This window comes from Phormidesmis sp. 146-12 (assembly GCF_052939495.1).
Genome location: NZ_JBJPHS010000051.1, coordinates 25204 through 49848, shown reverse-complemented (window position 1 = coordinate 49848; position 24645 = coordinate 25204). Strand labels below are relative to the sequence as shown.

At 46.0% G+C, this 24645-nt stretch carries 20 protein-coding genes and 1 pseudogene; 2 read left to right on the top strand and 19 right to left on the bottom strand.

Going from position 1 to position 24645, the window contains the following annotated elements; translation table 11 throughout:
- Positions 1 to 384: 384 nt before the first annotated feature.
- The 11 genes and pseudogenes from ACKFKF_RS20490 to ACKFKF_RS20440 all read right to left on the bottom strand — a co-directional run.
- Complete coding sequence (locus tag ACKFKF_RS20490; RefSeq protein WP_446869414.1) at positions 385 to 2484, bottom strand: FHA domain-containing protein; 2100 nt, start codon at positions 2482 to 2484, stop codon at positions 385 to 387.
- 32 nt (positions 2485 to 2516) lie between these two features.
- Positions 2517 to 4664, bottom strand: a complete 2148-nt coding sequence (locus ACKFKF_RS20485) for a protein kinase domain-containing protein (RefSeq protein WP_446869413.1) — start codon at positions 4662 to 4664, stop codon at positions 2517 to 2519.
- A gap of 36 nt (positions 4665 to 4700) precedes the next feature.
- Complete coding sequence (locus ACKFKF_RS20480) at positions 4701 to 6806, bottom strand: GumC family protein (protein WP_446869412.1); 2106 nt, start codon at positions 6804 to 6806, stop codon at positions 4701 to 4703.
- Positions 6807 to 6831: 25 nt separating this feature from the next.
- Entirely contained in the window at positions 6832 to 7917 is a 1086-nt protein-coding gene (locus ACKFKF_RS20475; protein ID WP_446869411.1) for a polysaccharide biosynthesis/export family protein, read from the bottom strand.
- A 164-nt stretch (positions 7918 to 8081) separates the two neighbouring features.
- On the bottom strand, positions 8082 to 8972 hold the full coding sequence (locus ACKFKF_RS20470; protein WP_446869410.1) for a hypothetical protein: 891 nt from the start codon (positions 8970 to 8972) through the stop codon (positions 8082 to 8084).
- Between the two features lie 43 nt (positions 8973 to 9015).
- Complete coding sequence (locus ACKFKF_RS20465) at positions 9016 to 9933, bottom strand: hypothetical protein (RefSeq protein ID WP_446869409.1); 918 nt, start codon at positions 9931 to 9933, stop codon at positions 9016 to 9018.
- A 138-nt stretch (positions 9934 to 10071) separates the two neighbouring features.
- Positions 10072 to 10764: a hypothetical protein gene (locus ACKFKF_RS20460; RefSeq protein WP_446869408.1), complete on the bottom strand. Its 693-nt coding sequence runs from the start codon at positions 10762 to 10764 to the stop codon at positions 10072 to 10074.
- A 39-nt stretch (positions 10765 to 10803) separates the two neighbouring features.
- Entirely contained in the window at positions 10804 to 11751 is a 948-nt protein-coding gene (locus ACKFKF_RS20455; protein ID WP_446869407.1) for a hypothetical protein, read from the bottom strand.
- 67 nt (positions 11752 to 11818) lie between these two features.
- The gene (locus tag ACKFKF_RS20450) at positions 11819 to 12802 is read right to left on the bottom strand and encodes a hypothetical protein (RefSeq protein WP_446869406.1); all 984 of its coding nucleotides are present in this window, start codon (positions 12800 to 12802) and stop codon (positions 11819 to 11821) included.
- 26 nt (positions 12803 to 12828) lie between these two features.
- Complete coding sequence (locus ACKFKF_RS20445) at positions 12829 to 13716, bottom strand: hypothetical protein (protein WP_446869405.1); 888 nt, start codon at positions 13714 to 13716, stop codon at positions 12829 to 12831.
- 960 nt (positions 13717 to 14676) lie between these two features.
- Positions 14677 to 14838 (bottom strand): annotated as a pseudogene (locus ACKFKF_RS20440) (IS256 family transposase); the annotation flags it as partial.
- A 960-nt stretch (positions 14839 to 15798) separates the two neighbouring features.
- On the opposite strand from ACKFKF_RS20440, the gene ACKFKF_RS20435 reads away from it, so the two are divergent.
- A complete protein-coding gene (locus tag ACKFKF_RS20435) occupies positions 15799 to 16602 on the top strand; it encodes a phosphate ABC transporter permease (protein WP_446869404.1) in 804 nt (267 codons plus the stop codon).
- A 270-nt stretch (positions 16603 to 16872) separates the two neighbouring features.
- On the opposite strand, the gene ACKFKF_RS20430 is transcribed toward ACKFKF_RS20435, so the two are convergent.
- The 8 genes from ACKFKF_RS20430 to ACKFKF_RS20395 form a co-directional block, all read right to left on the bottom strand.
- The gene (locus tag ACKFKF_RS20430) at positions 16873 to 17502 is read right to left on the bottom strand and encodes a precorrin-8X methylmutase (protein WP_446869403.1); all 630 of its coding nucleotides are present in this window, start codon (positions 17500 to 17502) and stop codon (positions 16873 to 16875) included.
- Positions 17503 to 17573: 71 nt separating this feature from the next.
- Positions 17574 to 18203: a hypothetical protein gene (locus ACKFKF_RS20425; RefSeq protein ID WP_446869402.1), complete on the bottom strand. Its 630-nt coding sequence runs from the start codon at positions 18201 to 18203 to the stop codon at positions 17574 to 17576.
- 349 nt (positions 18204 to 18552) lie between these two features.
- Positions 18553 to 19062 carry an aspartyl/asparaginyl beta-hydroxylase domain-containing protein gene (locus ACKFKF_RS20420; RefSeq protein WP_446869400.1) on the bottom strand — a complete coding sequence of 170 codons (510 nt, stop codon included), beginning with the start codon at positions 19060 to 19062 and terminating at the stop codon, positions 18553 to 18555.
- A gap of 20 nt (positions 19063 to 19082) precedes the next feature.
- A complete protein-coding gene (locus ACKFKF_RS20415) occupies positions 19083 to 19295 on the bottom strand; it encodes a hypothetical protein (RefSeq protein ID WP_446869399.1) in 213 nt (70 codons plus the stop codon).
- A gap of 63 nt (positions 19296 to 19358) precedes the next feature.
- Entirely contained in the window at positions 19359 to 22127 is a 2769-nt protein-coding gene (locus ACKFKF_RS20410; protein WP_446869398.1) for a WD40 domain-containing protein, read from the bottom strand.
- A 175-nt stretch (positions 22128 to 22302) separates the two neighbouring features.
- Entirely contained in the window at positions 22303 to 22638 is a 336-nt protein-coding gene (locus tag ACKFKF_RS20405; RefSeq protein ID WP_446869397.1) for a hypothetical protein, read from the bottom strand.
- Between the two features lie 33 nt (positions 22639 to 22671).
- A complete protein-coding gene (locus ACKFKF_RS20400; RefSeq protein ID WP_446869396.1) occupies positions 22672 to 23010 on the bottom strand; it encodes a hypothetical protein in 339 nt (112 codons plus the stop codon).
- Positions 23011 to 23055: 45 nt separating this feature from the next.
- Complete coding sequence (locus ACKFKF_RS20395) at positions 23056 to 23415, bottom strand: hypothetical protein (protein ID WP_446869395.1); 360 nt, start codon at positions 23413 to 23415, stop codon at positions 23056 to 23058.
- A gap of 149 nt (positions 23416 to 23564) precedes the next feature.
- Between ACKFKF_RS20395 and ACKFKF_RS20390 the strand changes: the two genes are divergently transcribed.
- A complete protein-coding gene (locus ACKFKF_RS20390; protein ID WP_446869394.1) occupies positions 23565 to 24542 on the top strand; it encodes an acetamidase/formamidase family protein in 978 nt (325 codons plus the stop codon).
- The last annotated feature ends 103 nt before the right edge of the window (positions 24543 to 24645 follow it).

Sequence of the window (24645 nt, the reverse complement as noted above, 5' to 3'; positions counted from 1 at the left end):
GTCCCCCAGAATGGGGGATTTAGGGGGCTGAAGCCGACTAGAACGAAGTGAGTAGGACTTGTGTGTACACCGTAGTCCCCTTGTGGGTGGGGTAGTTGACCACAGTCCCAATCAAGTGCGTGCTTTTCTTAAACGTATCGGCATGAAACGGTGCTAAGTTGGGTTTGTCCCTGGCAAAAGTAGCACTCTCGACAAGATGGCGCAGCAGGAAATGTGTCGGGTCGGTGCTTTGTCCGGGTGTTCATGCCGTCCCCGTCTGGACGCAAATGCGTTAACGTCCGTGCCATGAATGCCCTCAGTTTAGACATCATCACGGTGACGAACGAAATCGGAGAGGTACACGGTCATTGCTTGCTCATTGCACCAGCAAGCGATCGCTCAAATTTAGCTGCTCGACTGAAGCTTTTGAAGTTTGTCCTTGACTCTTTGAAAATTTTTTAATTTTCCTTCTAATTTTTTAGCCTGATCCTTATAGTTCTTTAGAGGGCTTCCAAGATCTACTTGATTGCTTCTCACTTCGAGAATACCTTCGCTCATAGCAGTAGTTAAAAAGAGCTTAATGGCTTCCTCAAATCTGCTTAGTTCCTGCTTCAAAGAAGCTTCTAAGGCTTGTGAGAGCTTCTCAACAAAACGATTTTTGACGACTTTATAGTAATAATTCTTTAACTCCTGCTTGACTTTTTCTGATGATTTACGAATCTCAAATTTCTTATCTTTTTGATAGCCTCTATATAAGTTATAAATTAACCAAAGACTAGCTCCAGCGACGAGAATGGATAGAAAAATAGAACTAGAAACCTGTTTGTTGACGCTTTTGATAAAACTGGTTCTGCTAAGACCCAAAAAACTGAGAAGAAATAGAATCCCCATGACTTGAAAGACAGAACTTCTAATCTTCTTAATGAAATAAAGCCATACAGGGTCTTCATGATATTCAATTCTGACCGGAATTCTTCTAAGAGGAGCTTTAAAAACTCCTTCAAGTTCAATTTTAGGCTTGACTCTCAAAGTAAAGGTGTTTTTATTCCTCTTACAAATCGGTTTTAGAATCGTATTTGAGCTTCTGACTAAGCCTTCTAAACCACCGTTACCGTACTCCTGGCAAATCTTTCTCCATTCCTCACCAGCCCAATTCAGAAGTTCATTCTCGCAACCATGTACGATGAAATCATTTACGTTCGCCTCAAAGTCTTTAGCTCTTAGTTCTAGATATTTCTTTCCGCCTTGCTTGACGATTTGCGCCTCCAATTCATCTATGAGTTCCTGAGTTTTTTGCAAAATACTATTGGATAATGAATCGTCTAGTAAATCCTGTTTTGAGTGAGCTAGTGAGGACTCGATCGCTCTCAGCAAGCTTGCTTTTTGTTCATTAATTGTCTTTAGCAGAAAGGAAGTATCTTCTACGGGAGCTTTTTTCCGTTCCTGAGATTGCTGAGTTTCAACTTTCTCAATTTCTTGCTTGATTTTTGCTTGCTTGCCCAAAAGAAATTGGTTAATGTTATCAACACTTGAGACGATCTGAAAGAAGACACGTTGAATTTTGATTAAATAACTCTGCTTTTCGCCAGTAGAAGCCATGTACTGATTCAGATCTTCTAAACTTGTAGAAGTATGAGCCTCTTGAGTTACTCGAAAAACCTCGATCGACTCTTGTGATAGAACTACCAGAAAAGCTCGATTGACTAACGATGTACTTGCTAATTGCAATACTTTTTCTTCTAAAGGTTCACAGTGAGAATCAATCTGAGAATCAACGATCAGAAATAGAATATCGCAGTTTACTAACTTCTTGAGCCTCTGATCCTCATCGAACTTTGCGAAAGGGTCATCTGAAGTAGGTTGATCCTCAAAAATGAGTTGGGGACTTTTAGAACCTAGTAATTCATCTCCTAAAACCAGTCGATCGCCAGATTTTAGAATTTGACTTTCTACAAGCTGTTCGCCATTCAGGTAAGTACCGTTTTTACACCCATCGCAGTTTTGAACTTGCCATTCAGGACTAGAGTTACGATCGATCGCTGGGAAACACTGTAATTTCAAATGTTGACCACTGACACGGGTGTACTGGTCTGGAATAGAGATCGTGCATCCAGGTTTACGCCCAACAATCACGGCTCCTTCGGCTAAAAGCTCATAGCGAGTTTGTTTAATCTCTTCTGTATCCTCTCTTAGTTCTTGAAGGACTAGAAAGGCTGATGACACAGGCTTCTGGTCTAGTGGTAAGGATTTTGGTAATTTGTATAGCTGAACCTGATAGCTCTTTTCTAGACCTTGACCAGAGTTCAACAGATGATAAAACGAATTTGCCAAATTTGAATCAGCGCTTAGAATATGAACAGCTAATTTTTCTGAGCCTAGCTCACTGGTCATTTCATCCAAGTCTTGATTAATCTGCTGAAAAAACTGATCCTGACATACATCATCAGCGATTAGCTGCTTTAGGTCTTGGATGAAAGTGAGTAGCTGATTATTTCTAGTAGCCATACTGTTCAGAATCCTAACTAAAAAATGAGCAGTTACTTCAAGGCGTAAAGTACAATCTTTCCGTCTACATCCCCCACAGCCAACAGTTGACCATCTGGGCTAAACGCCAATGCTGTGACTTCTGTTGAATGATTTGAAAGATTCGCGATCAACTGACCTGTTTGCCAGTTCCAAAGCTTAACTGTGCCATAGGAGCCGCCTGCTGCAATTATCTTTTCAGTCGGACTACTGGCGATCGCCTTCACGCCACTCAAATCAGCTTGGATAACAGGCAGTGTATGTTCATTCAGCGCATACAAATTCCAGAGGCGAATCGTATCATCTTCGCTACCCGTAAATAGAACTACACCGTTAGCCTCGATCGCAACCGTGTTCACCGCTTTTGAGTGCTTGTGAAAGCGGCGCGATGTGTTGAATGCAAGGTTAGAAATTTTGACAGTGCCCTCTGCATTTCCTCCAGCCAAAATTTCAGCAGCAGGGTTAAAGGCGATCGCTTGAATCGGTTGAGAACTCTCATAGGATTGAGGCTTTTTCAATTGCTTTGGTTGGGAATAATTCCACAACTTGACAGTTCCCAATCCACTCTCGGCTAAAAGTTGACCATCGTGGCTGAGTGCAAGTGACCAGGTAAGTTGCTGAGTTGAGATTTGATTTAGCTTTTGATGATTGTTCAAGTTCCAGATTTCGATTTGTTTGGTTTCAGTTGCGATCGCTAGAGTTTTTCCATCAGCGCTACTAGAGACTGCTAAAATCTGACTTTGAGTTTGAGTTAAGATCTTGACGGACTGGCTCTGCAAATCTCGAAGCTTAATCAATCCTCCTTCACTACTAGAAATCAGCGTCTTTCCACTGAGGGCAAAGTTTAGTGATTTTATAGATGACGGGTGTTCTTGAAAATTACCTTGTTCTTTGAGAGTCGCTAATGGCGCTGTGTTGTTTTCTTCACGATTCAACGCATCTGGAACCGGAGAGGCTTTGTAGCTGTTTTTGTAGATGAAAGTGGAGAAGACCGATAACCCGATTAGCGTAAATACTAGAAGTCCAGACCAGATGATCCGCTCCTTTCTTAACGACTGACGAGTAATATCAACTGCCTTTCTCAATGGTGTTGATTTTTGTCCATTCTGGAAGCACTCACTTAGTTCCAGCAATAATTCTTTAGAGTTTAATTTCTTCGACTGAGGTTCCGAAGGTTGAAGGATGTCTGATTCTAGCTGCTGGTCGAATTCTTCCTCTGTATTGTATAAATAAACGTCTGTGGACTGGTTAATCCTCAACTCTGTGGGAGTATAAGCTTGTGATGTTGGCTCTATACTCTCTTTGCTAGAGATGCCGATTTCTGTCGGTGTGTAGTGAGTGGAACCAGCTTGCTTCAGCAATTCTAAATCCTGTAGGGCACTGTTAGCACTTACATAGCGATGTCGAGAATCAATACATACCATCTTCTCAAGGATGGACTTAAACTCAGGTCGAATACTTAAACGTTCAGGCCAAATGATTTGTTGAGTTCTGGAACTTCTAAGCTGTGTTAGTGATTCTGGTTTGACTCCAGTTAATGTCTCAATACAAGTCATGCCCAGTGCATAGATATCGCTGTTTGGTTCTGGGATGCCAGCTAGTTGTTCTGGAGGTGTGTACCCACGACTATGAACGATCGTTGAAGAGGTCTGCGCTCGATCACGCCATAACTGTTTGACCGCTCCGAAATCAATTAGAAACAATGCCTGGTCTTGAAGTCTGCGGATGATGTTTTCTGGTTTAACATCACGATGAACGATCCCCTGGGTATGAACAAAGTCTAAAATTTGAAGGATTTCTTGCAGAAACAAAATCGCCTGGCTTTCATTCCAAAGCATTTGGCGATCAAGTTCTTCTCTTAATGTTCTTCCTTCGATGTACTCCTGCACCAGGTAGAATTCGTGATCCGCTTCAAAGTTGTCCAGAACTTGAGGAATGCGATCGTGATGACCAATTTGGCGAAGGGTTTCTACTTCTCGATCGAACAATGCTTTTGCGACCTTAAATAATGCAGGATCAGCACTTTGTGGCTTTAGTTGTTTGACGACGCACACAGGTTCATCAGGTAGCGCTAGATTCTTAGCCAAATAGGTTTGCCCAAATGCCCCTGAGCCTAAAGGTTTGATGATTTCGTATTGGGCGTGAATGATCTTGTCCAGCATGTTGATCTTCACCTGAGAATCGAGAGTCTCCGCAGTTTATAGCGATAGCAAGTGCGCGTACTTTGTTGAGGTGGCAACATGATTCATCACCACGCCAAGTAGCTTAATGTCACTGTCTGTTAATTTCTCAATCACCACTTTGAAGCTATTGCGATCGGTGTAACCCGGTCGAGTAATCAGAACTAGTCCATCGGTGAAAGGTTCGATCAGAAGAGCATCACTAAAGCGTAAAGTCGTTGCGTCGATCACTACAAAATCAAATTCATCTCGTGACTGCTTTAACAATTGCTGTGTCTGACTAGATTCTAAAACTTCTGTTACCTGCTCTGCACAACCAGGACTGGGTAGAACAAACAAGTTTTTAACATCAGGCACTGGCTGAATTCGGTCAATCTGCATCCCCTCTACTAGAGAACCAGACTCTTCGCCCTGATAAGCAGAAACCCCCAAAGTATGCGTTTGTGAAGCGGCTCGAAGATTGGCTTCCACCAGCAACGTTTTCTTTCCGGCTCTCGCGGAGGCGATCGCTAAATTGTAAGCGCTGGTTGTTTTCCCTTCGCTATTTTGAGTGCTAGACAAAACAACAATCTTAAGAGGCTGATGACGGCTATGGCGATGTAAGCTGCTGCGAAGTAACTCATAATCCTCTAAGTAGGGTGAGTCCGTCTTGATAAGAACGGGAGATTGCTTGGCTGGCTTGGGAATACGAGGCAAAACGCCCAAGAAGGACACCCGCTGTCGCAAAATTGCTTGAACTTCCTCTGGAAGTAACAGTTTGTCTCGCAGGACATCCCACAGCAGCACCGACACGCCCGCCACAAAGACCCCCAACACACTGCCTGCTAACCAAATGACAGGACGGCTCAAAAACTGATTGGATTCCTCCTTAACCTGCGGTGAACCTTCATTCACCCAATCGCTTCTGGTTTCCGCCTTTTTTAGTTCGGCAGCAGCTAGTTGTTTTTCTGTCTGATCAAAGGCTTCTCGATCGCGAGCAACGTCTCTGGTGAGTTTTTCTAATTCTAGTTTGAGTTCCGTTCCGTCTGTGTAGTTCTGTCGGAGTTCTGGCTCCGATCGACTGAGAATATCTAATTCTTGTGACAAACGATTTCGCTGGGTTTGCAGGTTGACTAGCTTATTCGCCAAATCTTGTCGCGCCTTGTCCAAACTACTCACCCTGAGAAGGGCAACCGTTTGAATTGAAGAACGATTCTGATTGTTGCCTGCAATTTCTGCAATTCTCTGCTGACGTTGAGCCTCAATCACTTGCTGTTGTTGTTGGAGCGCAACCATATCCGGATGCTTGGGTAGAAGTTCTCGCTGCTGTAGTTTGATTTGTGATTCAATTTCGGCGAGTTTTGCGGTTGAGTTGGCGATCGTCGGATCTGCACTCAACGCTGAAGCAACATAAGCTTGCGCTGGAGTCATTCCGAGTTGATTCTGAATGCTGTTAATTTCTGCATCTGTTCCTTCGAGCTGCTGACGAAGCTGGCGCTGTTGCTGTTGAATGTTGGTGATCGCAGAAACTAAACTTCCGTCTACTGCTGCTTGAACTGCGGGCTTCTCCTGTCTGCCAAATTCCCTCAGCTTCTCTTCAGCGACGCGCAAATCACTCGTCAGCAATCGCTTGCGTTTTTCCAATAGTTTGAGAGAGGCATCAACATCTCCTCGTTTGTCTGCAAGGCTTTGATTGCTTACTGTCTTAATAAATGATTCAACCGCCAGTTTTGCTTGCTGTGCGTCGTTGTCTGAATACTGAACTAAAAATCGATTTTCTTGTTTGGGGTCTTTCTCTAACTTGAGGCGATTCCGTAGGGTATTGGGTGCGATCGCTTCGAGATATCCGCTAGGGGTCGCGGGTTCGGTCAAGGTGTCAGAGGTGCGTTGTAGTAGTTGATCTGACATCAAAGATTCAGAGCTGGGAGGCGACGCTTGGGCGGGTGGGGGCGTTCCCGGTGAAGCGGCTTCAACAACAGGGGTATACACCAATTCTCCGTGAGCAACATAGGTCGTTTTAGTCTCAGGCAGCAATGCAGTCAGGACTCCAGTCACGACTGAAATAGAAGCAAAAGAAGCCAGTCCTGCCCACTTATACTGATTCAATGCGGCGAAGTAGCGCTTTAGAAACAGATGAACATTCATAGATTTATTCCTGGTTTCGACGGGCTTATTTTTCAGAGCCAAACACTTTGTTAACACCCTCACCTGCGGTGTCAAAGAACAATAGAAACCCCAAAGTATCTTTAAAGGGTTGTGTTACTTGATTGAGAAAATGATTGATCTTAGAAATCAGATTGCGGTTGATCACAATCACATCATTGTTTTCTAATATCGGATTCTGAGAGGAATTGCCCTTCAAAGCGTCTCTGGCGTTAATTTTGATTTCGATCGCTCTCCCTTTTGCTTGATCAAACCGAATCAAACTCACTTTTTTCAAGTTGGTATCTTTGAGATTTGGCTTAATTGAGGTTAGTGCATCCACGAAATCGCTGCCGTTGGGTAAACGGACTCGATTCACTCCACTGGAATAGTCCAACACCCGAACGGTAATTTCTTTTTGGGCCACATTTGCCCCTGCAACCAGGTTACGATCGTACTCGATCGCTTTTTCAGGAGCTAAGGCGGAGATTGCAACGACATCGCCATCGACTAACCGCAGATCGGGTAGTTCGCTGCCTTTGAGCAGAGGTGTGTATAGGTCGATTTGCTGCTCTTGTGAGGTTTTGTTTCCCGATCGTCGTCTCACCTGTACTGTTCTCAAATCAGCAAGCCGAGTCGTGCCACCCGCTTCAATTAAGGCAGCCGGAAGTCGAGGATCTTGTAGAGGATAAAACCCAGGCTTTACAACTTCACCCGTAACCATCACTTTGACAGGTCTGGTAGTGGCTAAAACTAATCCAACTTGAGGATTGACCAGATACTCTGCTAAACTAGTCCGAATCTTTTCCTGAGCTTGCTCCAGAGTCAGATCTTTTAAGGATAGAAGTCCAACTAAGGGCGCTGAAATATTCCCAGCCCAATCTAAGGTTGCACTAAAGTTGTAGTCTTTTCCGCGTGGCGAAATGTTGACAGAAATAGCGTCTCCGGCACCTAAACGATAAGTCCCAAATTCTGTTTGATCCGAAGGGTTGGAGTCGGCGCGATCGCCAAACTCTTGTCTGAGCTTTCTAAGCAGTTCTGGAGTCCGAAGGTAGTCAGAAGCATTGATCTCAATAGGTTTGTTTTCTTGTTCTTGACTAACTACCCTTGGCATGAAACTCGCTGCACTTAGTCCCCACAGGAGACAAGACATCGGTAGAATCCGAAGTAGCGTTTGACTATTTTTAACCAGTGAATGAGGGTAGCGAGAAGTTGTGTTGTTCATGATAGCAACCCTTTAGCGATCGAGGTGAAGTCATTTTTGGCGATCGACAAACTCTAAAGTTTTTCCAGCGATTCCTTAGCGTCTGACAACAACTGAATGGCTGTTTTGCAGTTGTCATTTGTTAATTCTGTACCGTCTACTAAAGTTCGACCAGCATCCACAACACTGGAACTAGCAGTCTCAACGGCACTGTTTAGCTTACCCATCAGTTCTTCTAGCTGTTGAGCATTGTCTTCAAGCTGATCAAACAGGGTTTCCTGCCCCTGCCCAACTTGCTCCATTAACTCCTGCATGGACTGTTCAATACCATCTCCCACTGCTCGAATTTGCTCGTTGAACTGATCAACAATGCCATCCAAATGATCAGCTAAACCAGTAACACTATTGGTAATTGCCGGAACAGCTTGATCTGAAACAACTCCCTCAAAAGATTCGGTCTGTTGGTCGAGTTCAGTTTGAAATCCTTGTAGGTCGCTATTAACCGTTTGAAGCTCTTGCAAGGTTTGTGTGACTGCCTGTTCTAACTCAGTTCCAATGTCTTTTTCATCAAGGTGGTTGAGTGCATTTTCAGCCTCTTGTAAGTCTCCTTCTAACTCAGGAGTTAGTTCATTCAATTTGTCATCAACGGCAGCGATCGCTCCTTTTGTATCCTCCAACTCCTGCACTAATTCTTGCTGAACGGTATCAATCTTTTGCTTGAGTTGCGCGATCGCTTGCTCGACAGAATCCGCTTCGGCAGTGAGTTCGCTTTTGCTGGTGGTGACTTGTTCTAGAAGTGATTGTGCCTGATCACTAAACTTAGCCCAGGCTTCCTCAAGCTGCTGTTTGAAGTTTGTGAGTTCTGTTTTTGTGTTTTGCAACTGGTTATGAGTTTGGTCTACTTCATCGAGTAAAGCAGACAACTTTCCGGTTGTTTCCGCTGCCGCACTTTGAAAATCTGACATCGATCGTGTCTCCTAATAACTGATAGGGTTTTCGCCTCAAACGCTATGCCCACGGAAGCGCAAATTTGTCTGCTAGTTCACGGGCATCATCGACACCCTTTTGCAGTGGTTCAATGAGTTCTTTGAGTTCATCAAACTGAGCATCTAACTCCTCACGCTTTGACGAAATCTCTCCCTCAACATCCGACAGATCATCGCTCAAGCCGCGAATGGCTTCTACAACGGGGTCGATCGCGCTTTCAACTGTTGATTTTAGGGTCTCGACTTCTTGGTTAGCGGTGTCTAACAATCCATCCAGTTCCGTCTTTACTGCTTTGTCCTGAATATCCGTCAGTTGCGTATCTAGTTCTTCGATGTCGGTAAAGGCATCCACTACTTCCTGAACTTTACTGTCTATTTCTTTCTGTGCCTGATCGAGTTCGTCTGTAAGCTGACTAACTTGAGTGGTGAGCGTAGTTTTTGCGGTTTCGATGCCCTGTTGGACTTCTTGAATTTCTTGAGCGATCGCATCCACGACACCATCCAACTGTTCTTGGCTAGATTGCACTTTGCCCTGTGCCTGACTCAGCATCGTCAGAGCATTTTGCCCCGATGTTCCAATCGAACTTTGCCCCTCCTCTAGATTGCCCTTGAGTTCTGTCAGCTTTCCTTGCGCTTCTTGAAGCTCTGTCGTTAGCTCATCCTGTGCTGTGGAAACTTCACTCTTCAAAGATTCAAATTCACCGTCTAGCGATGACACTTCTTCGGTGAGTTGCGATCTTTGATTCGACAATTCTGTTTGCAAGCCATCCAACGCCGTTTCAACCTGACTCAGCAGATCTGCTACTTTGTCGTTCATATCATCCAGATGGGTTTCTAGTCCATCTACTTCTTCCTGAACTGCCGATAGTTCCTGAACCAAGAGGTTCATTTTCTCTGGCACTTCAGTTGCAAGTTGTTCTAATGAAGCTGTGTCAGTCATCATGATTACCTCTCGATCAATGATTAGAAATGCTGAAAACTCTGAAGGATCAAGCTTGAAGCTTAAACAACGCTGCTTTAAACCCGACGGTTGAGGTTTTGAGAAGGAAATGTTTTGTTTCGATCGCGAGCATTGGTGCTAGTTATTTTGTATAGCCTGCTCTTTAAGAAACTTGCTGCTGACTATCTCTCGATAGATATCTATGTCGGTTTCCCACTCCATTATTAATTGGCGTAAAGTGTACGCTCTCTCCTCTTTTGGAATTCGAGACATATCATGATTGAAATTGGCAGAAAACTTTATCACTGAAAGACTTTCCTGCTCTGACACTGCAATTTTTGTATTTCGAGCCGTCAGAGCCAATACACCTCGCTCAAACTTGTAAAGACAATTGACAATAGCCTGTGTTAAATACTGGTCAGATTCCTGTTGCATATCTGAATTGAGAAAAGTTCTGAGGAATTGATTTCGTGCCATGTCTTGATTAGAGAAAGCGGTATAACCCTCGATATTGATACCAAGTGCTTGATAGGATCGCTCTGGAACCTCTGCTAGATATCTATTTACTACATCTGGTACAACTAAATTAGATATATCTTCATTGTTGATAGTTTCCAAAAATGCAAGTATATCTCCTCGATCCAGAATATAGATGCCACTCTGAAAAACCATTAAATTCGTCTCTTCTGAATGAGTAGAAGATTCTGTCAACCGCCAATCATAAGGAATAACTCCTTTGCTTTTGAGAGTTTGTAGGTCTAGTCCGATTTCACTCCTTTCTTCACCAGCTAATACGAACTCAATTTGGTTGATTTCAAGTTGTTGATTCATGGAATTTACTCCTTTTGTTGATTCCGTTTTCTAATACAGTTAGAGTGCTTCACCAATTGTTTCACCAGCCATACTGCCTAAAATTCCTCCGATGAGTCCACCAATTACTGTGCCAACAATAGGGACAGGAACGAGAGTACCAATTGCCGCACCCATCGCAGCGCCTCCTGCTATACCTCCCACAACACCCCCTGCCGTTGTCTTAAATTCTTCTCCAAACCTGCCACCATCAGCCTCATAAGCCTCATAAAGGCTATAAGCATCTAAACCTACGCCAAGCAATCCTAAAGCTCTGCCCGCTCCTTGGACTCTTGTAAGACCGCTCTCAGCAATGTTCGTAGCTTGTGTCGCAGGTACCTCATCAAAAAGGGATTCCGGTGCATTCCATCCTGGATGTATTGGTGCATTTCTGACTACATGTTCATCAATTAGAGGATCTCCATTACTGTTAAAAATCTTTGTGTACATCCATGCAGTTCGCGCCTCAACAGGAACACCTCTAATGTCTAGAGCTGTTTTCTCCAGGATGGTTCCTCCCGACTCTCCAGATGGTCCATAAGCATCAGTTTGATTAAGATATCCATCCTCCACGGCAAATCTTTCTAGCTCACCATCTTGAAGACCGTGGCGACTTGTGAGGTGACCTGCCTGTTGACCTACTGTATGTTCTGAAGGTCGTCCATAATCCCTACCACGCCATTTACCTTGATCGTTCAGAAGACGCCTCAATGGATGAAGGGGATCATTTTGGATAATCCTGCGTTGTTCATCCATGAACGTTCTTCTGTTCCGGCTGCTTATCCTGTTAGCGTTACTCCTTTCGACGTATGTAGGATGACTAATTGAATTGGATGACCTCCATATTCCTACCTCGTTTACTATGCCGATGCCTATGAAAGCTCCACCAATTCCAGTCAACTGATCCCTAGCTGACTGCTGACGGTCTCTAGCTGCATCAATTCGAGCCATTAAATCTGCTGCACTCATGATGTTTTACTGAAATAGACAACATTGAACTGGCACGATCGCTCACCTAACAATCCCCAACGATCGCTTAACCAACCATCTCTTTAACCATTTCATCAGCAGCCACTAAAACATTTCCAGCAGTAACGATGTCATGAACGATCGGTTTGATCTCATTCGCGACGGACAAGCCATCCTCAAATGAAGTATTAGCTTCGTTTACTTCGCTGATTAGTTCATCAGTTGCACTGTCTGCAACATCATTCACAGCTTCTTCAATCCTGGTTTTGAACTCGTTTTCACACTCATCCGCAAGGTCAGAAATCGCTTCTGAAACATCCTGCTCGTAATGATCAGCCAGTTCTCCAACTTCCCGATCGAACGTTTCAAACTGTTCTCTCAGACTGGTTTCGCAACTATCAGCCGTGGTTTGAATTTCGCTGGCTTGCTCTTGACGCAGATCTTCACTGAGTTCACTGAAGCCTGTTTCAATTTCCTCCCGATGAGTTTCAGTAATATCAGTCACTAATTCGTCCAGATCGCTGTCCAATTCTGACAATGGCTCAACTTGCTGCCGAAATTCCGCAAGCCCCTGATCTAGGGTTTGAAACGCCTGCCGTGTCTCCTCGATCGATTGGGTCAGCGCATCCTCTAGTTGACTAATTGCATCTGCTGTCTGAGCCAGTGCTTGCTCTACTTCAGCGGCTTCTGCCTCAAATTCTGGGATAGCATTTGCCACTTCTTGAAACCCCTCTTGGAGTTCGTCGATCGCTCCTCCCGCTTCCTCCAATCCATTCGTAGCCTCCGTCACCGCTTGCTGCCACTCATCCAACTCTTGAATAACTTCCGACTCTGCCCCTTCTAGGGTGTCTTCTGCCTGCTGCAAACTCTGCTCTAGCGCATCCAGATGAGCTTCGATTTCATTCCCCTGACTTAGGGCATTGCTCTCCGATTCCACCTCCGAACACGCATCTTTTAACTGTGTGGAGACTTGCTCAAGCACACCCGACAATCGCTCCAAACTCTCAACAGTTTCTTCAACGTTCTGATTAAGCTCTACAACTTCTGACATTACTCATCTCCTTTCAAGCTAAAGGGTTAACCGAGTTCTTCTTCAACGGCTTCCAACACGGGCACGATTTCTTGAATCACAGAAACTGCATCACCAGCGCGATCGATCACTTCCCCAAACTTGTCATTCATGCGCTCACAGTCGTCAGTTCCCATCTCACCCGTGTTGGCAAGAGCCGTCGCTAACTTCTGGGCAGAAGTCGTAATTTCGCCGCCAATCTCGTTAAACTTCTCTTGAATTGCAGTCATCGCCTCATTAGCAGACGTGGTTAGCGCTGTATCTATCTGGCTTAGTTGAGTGCTGCTTTCTTGCACTAGATGGTCAAAATCCTGCTGTAAGGTTTGCAGCTTTTCGCCCACTTCTTGCGAGAGCGAGTTAAATCCTTCCATTAAGTTAGTTCTGCGACCTTCAAATTCGTTTTTAGCGGTTTCAACGGTGTTCCCCAATTCCTCAACACCCTGAACCGCCTCATCTTCTAAACCATCCACATCCGCTTCAAATCCTTGCGCCTGTTGAGTCAACTGATCCAAATCTTGTTGAATCTCCCCTGCTTTCGACTCAACCTCCGTCAGCATTTCTTCTGCGCGGCTTTTTAAGTCGCCCAACTGAGTTTGAACCTGATTGGCAAATTGTTCAAGCTGATTCTCAAGTCCTTCCGCCTTTTGTCGTAGCTCACCGAGATCTTCTTTCGTCGTTTGTAGCTCCGTCTCCAGCTTCTGATCCAACTCCGCTAGCTGATTGCCGATCGTTTCAAACCCTGAGAACACTGCTTGTTCTTTCTCAGCGAGGTTTTCCACTAAGCCAGTTGCAAGCTGTTCTAGCTGATTCACTTCGCTCAAGGCGGTGTCTGCTTCTTGAGAAAGCACTTGCATCCGCTCTAAATTTTCGTCAATTAAGGCAGTGATGTCTGGCATAAGCATGACCTCATAACAGTAGATCTCAGTCCGTTGTTACTTCTCACGTTGAACCGTCTGGTTTATGCATCTCTGAGAGTGCTTTTTCTCAAAACTTCTGAAAAGTTTCACACTAGCTTCAGCCCTTACTTACATCTCGACACCGGGTGATATTTCCCTACAACTGTTACAAAAGTTCAAATTCACGCGATCGCACCAAGAAGCTCAACAAAATCTTGAAACGCTAACCCGTCTGCATATCGGCAGCTTGGTCAAAACTACAAAAGACGGTTGTGTCGCAAAAACATTCTAGTGGTCGAAAAACTGTTGTCGTTCGCATTGCCCTAAGTCAAACGTTTGGCTTAAAGATGGTTTTCCAAGCCCTCACAGTATCCTGACCGATTTCCACGTCTGTTGTGTCACCGTTCTCCCACTTCAGTCGAATTCGCATATTTCCATTAGAAGCTTGGAACTGGGTGAAGGGCAAACGCCGAGTATGTAAATCCTGGAGAAACCGCCAATGTGTTTGAGGCGGCAACAAACATCGGTAGCAATTTCATACATAGTCTCCTTTGTAAACATCAAATGATGTATCGACAGTTTAGTTGCACGATCGCAGATCCACCTTGAACCCAATCCAGTGATTCCGATGAAACGATTTACAGCCATATCAAATTTCGGCGTTGCTGAATCAAGGGATGAATTGCCCCAAAGCGGCGGGAACCCCAATGTTCAAAGTCCCCCAATTTGGGGGATTTAGGGGGCGAAAAGATGGACACTTCCCACAGATTCATCCCTCCAATCAGCAACGCCCAAATTTCTATCATTCGTCTAATTTTGATTGGAACGATTAGCGATGCCGTTGTTCCTTGTCATTCATGAGTTCGATCGTAGATGAGTTATTCTCAGAAGCCATTCGTTCTGCATACAAACTCGATTGATCGATGAGCGCAAGCTGGATTGCGGAAAAGTGCAACCGGAGGATTTTGGGTCGTGTTTGGCATGATCGCGCTCCACTACCATACAAAAAACGGTTAGGCAACTCAATTGATATTGATTTGGAAACGCACCCATCTCATCGGACTTAGCACGAAACTCGCGGAACAAACGCTCAAGGTGATTGGTAGTCCGAATATGGCAGTGATTCGAGGCGAACAATTTCTTCCAGAACCGTGGGGTTGTCTAGAATGTCTAGCAGATTACCAGTTTGGTCGCTGAGTTTCGAGCCATATCAACCCTTGAGTCAGTCCTTCAAATGCGATCGCATAAGCTTCAAAGCGAACAGCTTTGCTGAAAAAGCAACGTCAGAAACAGATCATCGCTTTTTCATTGCCCAACTCCAAAATTCGTCGCCCTGTCCCAATTCATGCAGGATGTCTCGTCAAATGCCCTCAAAGTCCTCCACATGGCGCTGCTGCATTGAATAAAGTTGAGCTTGACTATGGAATGACTATCGTAGTGATTGACAAATTTGAAACCCCTGTTCTAAAACTCAAGCTTTGCTATGCCTTCAAAAACCCCTCGAAACTTTGGGGCTTCTTTTTGTCACCAAGATCATCTTCCTTTACATCAACGGATGGACAGACCCCAAAGTTCTGCAAATCGTTTGCGACTTAAGGTGGGAGAAATTGAAAATGCCTGTAAGCCTTACCATGTCGCAGTTTGAATAAGCAAATAGTTAACAATGGACAAATAAGTAATTAATCGCCACACAAATAGACAAAAAATTGCCTGACCCCTAAAAGCCCCCAGGATCAGGCAGACTACCTGTAAGGACGCTTTTCTTTTGAAAAACCTAAACAAACTTAGTTGCCCCCTAGTTGCTTAGTTCTTTCTGAGCGCGTTCCTCAGATTTGATCCCATTTTCGATGACAATCCCTGACGGCCCCTCACGAAAAGTACTCGACTTTGCGAGCATTTGGATTCGGCAAAAGGCTAAGAATCCGTAAAATTTCGCTCTTCACGAGTCAAGGAAAGCCTCAAGCCTGAAGGCAGAAATTGGGAGACGATCGCTCACCTTTGACCGATTGCTGCCAATTTTGAAATTTAGACTCCAAAATGGGATTAGGCTAATGTTGTGGTCAGGTTCTATAATTCGCACTCATGCTGATTCCTTTAAGTCGTCAAAAGTTTGAGCAACTCATCCCGGTCGTTGCGACAGGTGCCCAGTACAAACACGCCTGGGGTAAGTTTCCTAGCTTTTTGAGGCGAGTGTTGATTTCGATCTCTGCGCTGGCTTGCATTCTATTTATTGGCTGGCTGCTGCCGATCGAATCGTTGAGTGGAGTTCGCTTTTTTTTAGGGCTGTTTGCCATGACCTATTGGCTGTGGAGTCCCGTTTTGGAAGCGAGTTTGCGAAATATTGCCTACCGTCGCTACAAGTTTGCGGGATTTTTGCGGGGCGAAGTGGCGGATGTGTACATCTCAGATGAGTTGATTGGTCAAGAAGAGAACGTAAACAATACCGGGGATCTGGTAATCGTCGAGAACCGAGAGCGCAAAATCAATGTTGAAGTTGTGGATGAGACAGGGTTTGCCACGCGAATTCAAGCTCCGCTCAAGCGAGAACATCAGGCGATCGCACCCGGTGACACGGCTGAGTTGATGATTTTGTCGAACCGATCGGACTTGAGCAAAATTGCCAGAGTTACAGACGTGTTTTTGCCGCGCAATGGCGTGTGGGTGAGTGACTATCCTTACCTGCGGCGAGATGAGTTTGAAGCGGTGAGTCGGCGGCTGGAGCGAGAAGATTATGGCTTTGAGGCAGACGATTTGACTGAACCGCGCCGACGATCGAATGCTGACTTTGAGGATGCACCCAGAAGGAATGTGCGAGGAAGTTCGCGAAAGCCGAGTGGTCAAAAGAGACGACCTGGTAATTTATCTCGTCGGCGATCGGCAGACTAGAAAAGCGGTTTAACCTGCGAAGGTAAGTTTTGTTCTCATAGCCCCGTTGTCAAAGGCACTTGCAAAACGAACTGCATTCACCAGGTTTATTTAACGTGAATTCGACGAAAGTTTTTCGCTTCGATGTTCAGGGCTTCTCAAGCTGCCAATTTTAGGGGACTTTCAGACCAGAGTTCTAATTCAAAGTCCCTCACTCGTCAAGGATTTAGGAAGTGTTCCTGAGTTTTCAAGCAGCGCGAATGCTCACGAACGTTTATTTAATCTGTGATCCTAACCAACTCCGTTGCTTTCTCGGCCGTATGCCTGCCACGCTAAATCAACCAATCCATTGACGATCGCTGCTGCCACGACTGCACTACCTTTACGCCCTTCGGTGCGAATGTGGGGAATGAGCGAATCGTTGAGGCGAGCTTTTGCAACATCGACATCGACAAATCCAGAAGGAGTCCCGATCACCAGCGCGGGTTTGATTTCTTCGGCTTCGATCAGTTCGACTAGGGCAGAGAGTGCGGTTTGAGCCTGACCGATGACAAAAATGCCTTCTGGGTAGCGTCTTGCCAACGTTTCGATGCCCCAGGCGGCGCGAGTTTTTTCTTTTTGAGGACGGGTCAACGCCTCCATGCTGCAATAAATCGGATTAGCAAAGGTGTTTTGAATGTTGCTGGTGATGCCAACTTGCACCATTGGGACATCAACGACGATCGTCGTCCTGGCGGCCAGCGCGGCCGCTCCCGACTGCAACGCTAACTCTGAAAATCGAATCAGCGATTTGTACTCAAAGTCAGCCGTGGCATAGATCACCCGTCGCACAATTTCATACTCTGCGGGTGAGAACGCATGGTCGCCAATCTCACGATCGATAATTGCTAAACTCTGGGCATCTGATGTGTGCCACTCCATAAAAATTAAGCCATACACTTGAGGTGGGTCGTATCCGCTTACAGCTTATCAGGTTGTTGCCATTTCAGCGTTTAGTCGCTCAGAACGTCTTGCAGAAACTCAGTCAGCGAGTGGGATTGGAGGTCGGTGATCACCTGAGTATGCACAATGTCAAATTTTGCACCTGTTGATTTGAGGTTGTCATCCAGAGCCGCCAAAAAGCCTCTCGCAATCAGATCGTCGCCCAGTTGAATAAAGCCAATTCCCAGTTCAGTATCGTGGTCAAGCTGGTTGGCCGTCTGGATCAGGAGGCGAGAAATAGCCATACGATCGCTCGGTTCGCCGTCGATCAAGATCAAAATCATTTCACCGTTGGGTTTGGTCTGCTGGGCAGCTTTGCGGGTGAAAAATTCGTGCAAAATGGTTTGCAAAACTTTTAGCAGGTCGATCGTGGCGGGGGGATAGTGCGCCTCAAAAATTTCTGTAATTTGACTGGATTTGACGTGTTGGTAGGATTTGAACTGCTCAGACTGACGACGATCGGATAGGTAAAGCGTCAGTCCGTCTGGGTCAAACGTTTCGCATTTTTGGGCAAGCGTCAGGATCGCGTCGTGAGCATTTGACCAGCGTTGCTCATATCCGGGTGGTTTTTGCAACAAATCGGAGCTAGTTTTGGCAACAACGATCGTGTAGTCGCGGTCTTTGAGTAGTGCTTCAGACATAGTTTTGACTGGATAGGACAATCCCCAAGCTGAGGTTAGGCTAGTCGATCGCAAGGATGGGGATAAAGCTAGTGATACCCCGTTGAAGTCATCAACTCACCATTTTGGCGATCGTCTAACCGTATAAAGGAATGCTTCAACAGTTCCCAGCAATTTCCCAGATTTTTGAGTGCCCAATGCGGAAATTGAGTGCGATCGCAGTCGTGTTTTTTATCAGATTGAAGTCACTTTGATAGAGTTCTTTCGCTTCGTGAATAAGATTTTCTGCTTCCCACCTTCCCAATTCTGGGGGACTTCAGGATAAGAAGTTTTGGGTCAAGATCTTTCATCCCAAGAGAGAAGATGAGAACTAGCGAATGATTTGGAAACCGGGGGGAATTTTGAAATCAAGTAATAAGATATCTCTGGGACGATCGCTCAAGTTCCAGGCTTCATGTTCTGAGGTGTCGTCAAAAACCAGACATTGACCATTTTGCCATTGCTCAATGTCGGAGGCGACTCTCAGAGCGCATTTTTCAGGAACAGACAATCCCAAGTGACAGCGCAATACACTACTCGGTTTGCCCGAATGCGGAACAATGTGGGCCCCTGCTGCCAATCGAGAAAACCCTGCGGTCATCATACCGGGAACGGCTTCGATCAGTTGGGCTGTCTTGGGACAAAGTTCACAATTAATATCAATTTTGACCCCCAGAAAATACATGCCAAAAATATCCCAGCCTGTCTTCCTTTGCAGTAGATACTTTTCGGGATAGGGAATAAAATCTTTGGGGTCGAGTTGAGTTAATTCGGTTTTAATGGTGTGCCAATTGGCTTCGAGTTGATGAACAAAGTCAAATTGATGTGGGTCGTAATACATGGGATTTTTTCAAGAATGAGTTAGCGATCGTTGGGTAAAAAAGGCTTCCAAAAGATTAGCCCAACTACAAAACGAAGGCGATTCCAACTGCCTCTAATTCGACTGGAGACGCGCCACACAAAGACAACAAATGCCCATCCCATGCCAATTTCCTCCCACAAGCTCGATTTGTATGGCTCGACAGGAGGCGGCACTAGTGAATTGATTTCTGACAAATTTTGCTGATCACTCATCACACACCTTCTGATTGAATCCCAGGTTATTGAGATTATCATTCTAGCGAGGCCGCTGAAAATTCAGCGTTTGGATCGAGGAAGGGAATTGCAGAACTGGCGATCGTCCTGATTTGCCCTAGCATTCGTCGTCAGATAGTCGTGTAGCCAATCACAACTTTGAGTCAGCAGGGCATCCAGGTTCAGTCCTTCTAGATTCCAGAGGGTGACTCGGCGATCGTCGCTTGAGGTTGCCAGCGTTTTGCTATCAGAACTGAAACTTAAGCCAAACACACTATCTTCGTAGCCTGTGAGAATCGCCACCAAGCTGCCGTCTGGTTTCCAGAGTCGCACGGTGCGATCGTCGCTCGCAGAGGCAATCAGTTGACCATCGGGACTAAAACTCACACCATTGATAGCATTGCTGTGTCCGCTTAAGGTTTTGACTATTGTGCCGTCTAGCTTCCAGAGCTTCACCGTATTGTCTGAACTGGCAGAGGCAAGCAGTTTTCCATCGGGACTAAAACTGACGCTTTTGACGCTGGCGGTGTGTCCTTTGAGGGTGTTGATTAAGGTGCCGTCTGGTTTCCAGAGTTTGATGGTTTTGTCGCCACTGGCAGAAGCAATCATTCGTCCATCGGGACTAAAACTCACGCCAAACACCGCATCGGTATGACCGGATAGGTTTTTTGAGGAGCCGTCTCGTTTCCAGAGTTTGACGGTTTTATCAATGCTGGCGGAGCCGATCGTTTGTCCATCAGGGCTAAAACTCACTTCACTAATCGCATCCTGGTGTCCTTTGAAAGTGGCGATCGACGTTCCATCTCGTTTCCACAGTCTAACCGTGTTGTCTGCACCTGCGGATGCTAGCCTTTGACCATCACGACTAAAGCTAACTGAATAGACTTCATCGGTGTGTCCTACGAGGTTTTTGACTAGACTGCCGTTCGGCTTCCAAAGCTTAATGGTGGTGTCGCTGCTGGCAGAGGCTACAAGCTGTCTATCTGGACTAAAACTGACGCTATTAGCTTCGGCTGTGTGACCGACAAAAACGCTCATCAGCGAGTTGGTTTGATGCCACAGTTTCACGGTTTGGTCTTGACTAGCGGAAGCGATCGTTTTTCCATCTGGACTAAAACTCACGCCATTGACCAGGCTGCTGTGTCCGACTAGGGTTGCGATTTTGGTACCATCTGGTTTCCACAGGATTGCGGTTTTGTTGGCGTAGGCGGCAACGATCGTCTGTCCATCCGGGCTAAAAGCAACGCCGTAGACAGCCCCACTTTCTTGTGGCAGGGTTTTGAGCAACTTGCCGTCTCGCTTCCAGAGTTTGACGGTGCCATCTAAGCTGGCGGAGGCGATCGTTTGTCCGTCTGGACTGAAAACAGCTTCCGAAACAGAATCCCTATGTTCGGTGAGGGTTTTGAGCAACTTGCCGTTTCGCTTCCAGAGTTTGACGGTGCGATCGATGCTGGCGGAGGCGATCGTCGTTCCATCGGGGCTAAAACTCACGCCATAGATTTCTCGTTGATGTCCGGTGAGGGTTTTGATCAAAGTGCCGTCTGGTTTCCAGAGTTTGATTGTTCTATCGTCTCCACCGGAGGCGATCGTTTGCCCATCCGGACTGAAACTTACGGCTCTGACTTTACCCTTGTGCCCTTTAAAGGTGGCGATTGCTGTTCCGTCTAGCTTCCAGAGTTTGAGGGTGCGATCGAGACTGGCAGAGACGATCGTTTGTCCATTAGGGCTAAAGCTCAGGTCGTAAATGCCGTCTGTGTGCCCTTTCAGAGTTTGCAATAAGCTGCCGTCAGAGCGCCAAAGTTTGATCGTGCCGTCTCCACTGGCAGAGGCGATGGTAGTTCCATCGGGGCTAAATCGGGTGCGACGAACCCAGCGAGTATGCCCTTCTAGTCGATTGCGTTCTTTGATGTGATAGATTGCTTTTCCTAGCGTGGACATGACATCTAGCCGTGTGTTGGCTTCGACCCAATTGGCTTGTTTGAGAAGTCTCGCTGACCTGAGTCCATCGATCAATGCCTGAAATTCTTGCTGAATGGTGAATTGAGCATTTGAGGAAGCACTGAGCGCCTTAATTTCGCCTGTGACTGCGAGTTTGCGGTTTTTCTCGGCGGTGCGGTATTGCTCAAAGGCAAACAATCCTAGGGCAGAAATGCCAACCAGAGCGATCGAGACTCCTGTGAGCAAACCGCGTTGACGATTCTTCTCAGATAGCCGACTTGCCGCCACATATTCCAATTGCAGTTGTGAAGGTCGAGGCGTTTTGTCAGCCCCCTGCACCATCCAATGTTCAACGGCTTCGAGACTTTTGCCAGAAAGTAAGAGGCTATTGTCACGATCGCTTGTTTGCCACTCATTTGCGCGAATCAGCAGTCGAGTGTGTCCTTGAATGTAGTCCAAGTCATCGTCGAGTGCCCGGAGTAGCTTCTCTAGAGCATGATTAAAGTTGTCCTGTTCTCGAAAAAAAATCCAGTTGAGGGCAGCGATTTGCGGATGGGTTTCAGCCGGATTGACTTCTTGACAGACGATCGGCAGCAATCGTTTGTGTTGCTCAATTGCATAGTTAAGCTCTTTCTGACATTCGGGAGAAGTGATCGCATCGGGACTGAGAACAAACAAAAATGTATCTGCATTGAGAATGCCCAACTGAATTTCTTGTCGCCAGTCAGCAGTCGGGGGAATATCTTGCCAATCGACCCAGAGCGATCGCTCTCGATCTTTGAGCGCATTACACAGACGAGAAACAAATTCTAGATTGCGACGCGAATAGGAAACAAAAATATCTGGATTGATTGTGTAATCAGAATCAGAAACAGTAGCGTCAATGGTATTCATGCAGCCCTGAGATAGTGAATAGTGCAAGATGCAGAATGCAAAGTAGAAGACCTCTGCTGACGTGAATTCGATCAAGTTTTTGCTTCGTTCTTGAGCGCTTCTGCCCCCCAAGCTGGCTATTCTGGGGGACTTTCAGGCAAGATTTTTAGTTCAAAGTCCCGTACTGGTGGAGGATTTAGGGTGTATCAGTATCGGGCTTTTTGGGCAAGAACTTTGCAACAATTCCACGAAAGCCGCTCAAGAAGGATGCGAATTGAACTGGTGAGCCTTTGACGATTTTGACATCAGCCGCATTCACATACCAGGTAAGATTTTCGCCAAATGGACTGGGTTGACCAAGACGATCGCCATCCAACGTAACGACAAAAAAGTCTGCATCCACCTCATGACTCAATAACGGAAAGGTTTCGCCTGCAAGCGCGCGATGTTTGTGATCATCAGGCAAATCTGTATCTTGCGGTTTATTGAGTGTGAGCCAGGTATCTTGAGCGATCGTCAACATCAGAGCCATTGCTTTTTCTCCTAATCTGATCTTGGATTGGGGTTAAGGTTTTCGTTTAGGGGGTTTAGGTTTAACAGGGTTGTTAGAAGGTGTACCAGTATCCTTTCTCATTGCCGCAACCCTGGGAGGTTCAAAGATTTCTTCATCTTGTGACACCTGCACGTCTGGAACATAGGCATACCAGGTACTTTGTCCTGAGAATTGCTGGGCAGCGTCTTGACTGAGCACAATCCAGAGGTGATTGTCTTCTTGATGACAGTCCAACAGCGCAAACTGCTTGCCCGCAGCAACGAAATGCTTTTGGTTATCAGCGAGATCTGCGCTCTGAGCTTGACTGATTTTTAGCCAGGTATCTTTAACGATCGTCAACATCAGAACCATTACGTTCTCTCCTAAGTTGAGCATTGATTTAGGTTGAAGCCCGTTTCATGGACGAGTGTTTTTAACGGGCGTATCAGTATCCTTTTTTGCAAAAACCAGAGTCTGGCTACTCACCCTGTTAGAGTTTTTGTTAGAGAAGGAAGCGAGGCGAACTGGCGAGTTTTGGATAATTCTGACATCAGCCCAATTCACATACCAGATGGGGATTTTGTTGAATGGATTGGATTCACTGAGGCGATCGTGATCCAATGTCACACGCATAAAATCCCCCATAACCTCATAACTGAGTAATGTAAAAATTTCACCTGCCAAAACGTGATGTTTTTGATTATCAGGCAGATCGGTACTTTGTGATTGAGTAAGTGTGAGCCAGGTATCTTGAACGATCGTTAATGTAGCAGTCATGAATAGGCACCCGTTTTTCAAAAAGTATGTGTGAACACTCTAGAGGTCGGTCAGTCTGCCAGAATAGAAGCCAACCTTTCTAACCAGGTTCGGGGCTAGATACCTCTCAGCGATCGTTGATTACTGAAAATTCTACGATGATTTCTCAAATGACTGATCACTTTTTAGCTGCAACCTGTGACACGGTACATCTCGGTGGCTTTTCTGCAACGCTCAAGCCTGCACTAGTCGTCAAATCGGGCGATCGCATTCAGGTCGAGACGTTTTCTGGCTTTAATGTGGCTGACAAAGCGCCGCCTGAGTTTGTACCGCCTGCCTTTCGAGAAATTTGTGAGAACTTGGGGAGCGATCGCAAGGTTGGCGTTGGCCCACATCTATTAACTGGCCCGATTTATGTCGAGGAGGCTGAACCGGGGGACGTGCTAGAGGTGAAGTTGGAGGCGATCGCGCCCAGTTTGCCTGTGGGGTTTAATGCGATTCGTCCGGGTTGGGGTGCTTTGCCAGAGCGGTTTACAGAAGCGGCCTTACGGTTTATTCCATTGGATTTAGAGAAGGGCGTAACGGAGTTTCCTGTAGATAGTGGGGTGACGATTCCGCTCCGACCGTTTTTTGGAATTCTTGGTGTGGCGACAGATGAAGAGCAGCGATCGTCGATTCCGCCCGGTGTCTATGGGGGCAATCTGGATAATCGTCAGTTGCAAGCAGGTTCTCGCGTCTTTTTGCCTGTGTTTCTCAAAGGGGCGTTGTTTTCGATCGGCGATGGTCACTCAGTCCAGGGAGATGGCGAAGTCAATGTAACGGCGATCGAAACCTCAATGAATGGCACCATCCAACTCACAGTTCGCAAAGATTTGAAGCTGACGGTGCCGATCGCCCAAACGCCAACGGATTGGATCACAATGGGCTTTGGCTCCACGCTAGATGGAGCCTTCGAGATGGCGCTGCACCAGATGATTGACTTTATCGAACGCTTTGTCGGCATCAGTGCAGAAGAGGCTTATGTGTTATGTAGTTTGGCGGTCAATTTTCAGATTACTCAGGTGGTTAACAGTCCTCAAAAAGGCGTGCATGGAATGTTGCCCAAGGCCATCTTACCGAATGCGATCGGACTGGATAAGTTGATATAGATTTGACAAAATCTTTCACTACGTTGTCTGGTGCTTCTGCCCCCCAACCCCCCAATTCTGGGTGACTTCTGGACAAGATCAAAATCTTTAGTTCAAAGTTCTC

Coding starts and splice junctions, on each gene's coding strand:
- ACKFKF_RS20445 (WP_446869405.1), bottom strand. CDS start 13,716: ATGCCAGACATCACTGCCTTAATTGACGAAAATTTAGAGCGGATGCAA.
- ACKFKF_RS20480 (WP_446869412.1), bottom strand. CDS start 6,806: ATGAATGTTCATCTGTTTCTAAAGCGCTACTTCGCCGCATTGAATCAG.
- ACKFKF_RS20405 (WP_446869397.1), bottom strand. CDS start 22,638: ATGGCTCTGATGTTGACGATCGCTCAAGATACCTGGCTCACACTCAAT.
- ACKFKF_RS20400 (WP_446869396.1), bottom strand. CDS start 23,010: ATGGTTCTGATGTTGACGATCGTTAAAGATACCTGGCTAAAAATCAGT.
- ACKFKF_RS20490 (WP_446869414.1), bottom strand. CDS start 2,484: ATGGCTACTAGAAATAATCAGCTACTCACTTTCATCCAAGACCTAAAG.
- ACKFKF_RS20465 (WP_446869409.1), bottom strand. CDS start 9,933: ATGACTGACACAGCTTCATTAGAACAACTTGCAACTGAAGTGCCAGAG.
- ACKFKF_RS20410 (WP_446869398.1), bottom strand. CDS start 22,127: ATGAATACCATTGACGCTACTGTTTCTGATTCTGATTACACAATCAAT.
- ACKFKF_RS20475 (WP_446869411.1), bottom strand. CDS start 7,917: ATGCCAAGGGTAGTTAGTCAAGAACAAGAAAACAAACCTATTGAGATC.
- ACKFKF_RS20455 (WP_446869407.1), bottom strand. CDS start 11,751: ATGAGTGCAGCAGATTTAATGGCTCGAATTGATGCAGCTAGAGACCGT.
- ACKFKF_RS20430 (WP_446869403.1), bottom strand. CDS start 17,502: ATGGAGTGGCACACATCAGATGCCCAGAGTTTAGCAATTATCGATCGT.
- ACKFKF_RS20415 (WP_446869399.1), bottom strand. CDS start 19,295: ATGAGTGATCAGCAAAATTTGTCAGAAATCAATTCACTAGTGCCGCCT.
- ACKFKF_RS20425 (WP_446869402.1), bottom strand. CDS start 18,203: ATGTCTGAAGCACTACTCAAAGACCGCGACTACACGATCGTTGTTGCC.
- ACKFKF_RS20460 (WP_446869408.1), bottom strand. CDS start 10,764: ATGAATCAACAACTTGAAATCAACCAAATTGAGTTCGTATTAGCTGGT.
- ACKFKF_RS20420 (WP_446869400.1), bottom strand. CDS start 19,062: ATGTATTACGACCCACATCAATTTGACTTTGTTCATCAACTCGAAGCC.
- ACKFKF_RS20450 (WP_446869406.1), bottom strand. CDS start 12,802: ATGTCAGAAGTTGTAGAGCTTAATCAGAACGTTGAAGAAACTGTTGAG.
- ACKFKF_RS20470 (WP_446869410.1), bottom strand. CDS start 8,972: ATGTCAGATTTTCAAAGTGCGGCAGCGGAAACAACCGGAAAGTTGTCT.
- ACKFKF_RS20485 (WP_446869413.1), bottom strand. CDS start 4,664: ATGCTGGACAAGATCATTCACGCCCAATACGAAATCATCAAACCTTTA.
- ACKFKF_RS20390 (WP_446869394.1), top strand. CDS start 23,565: ATGACTGATCACTTTTTAGCTGCAACCTGTGACACGGTACATCTCGGT.
- ACKFKF_RS20395 (WP_446869395.1), bottom strand. CDS start 23,415: ATGACTGCTACATTAACGATCGTTCAAGATACCTGGCTCACACTTACT.
- ACKFKF_RS20435 (WP_446869404.1), top strand. CDS start 15,799: ATGCTGATTCCTTTAAGTCGTCAAAAGTTTGAGCAACTCATCCCGGTC.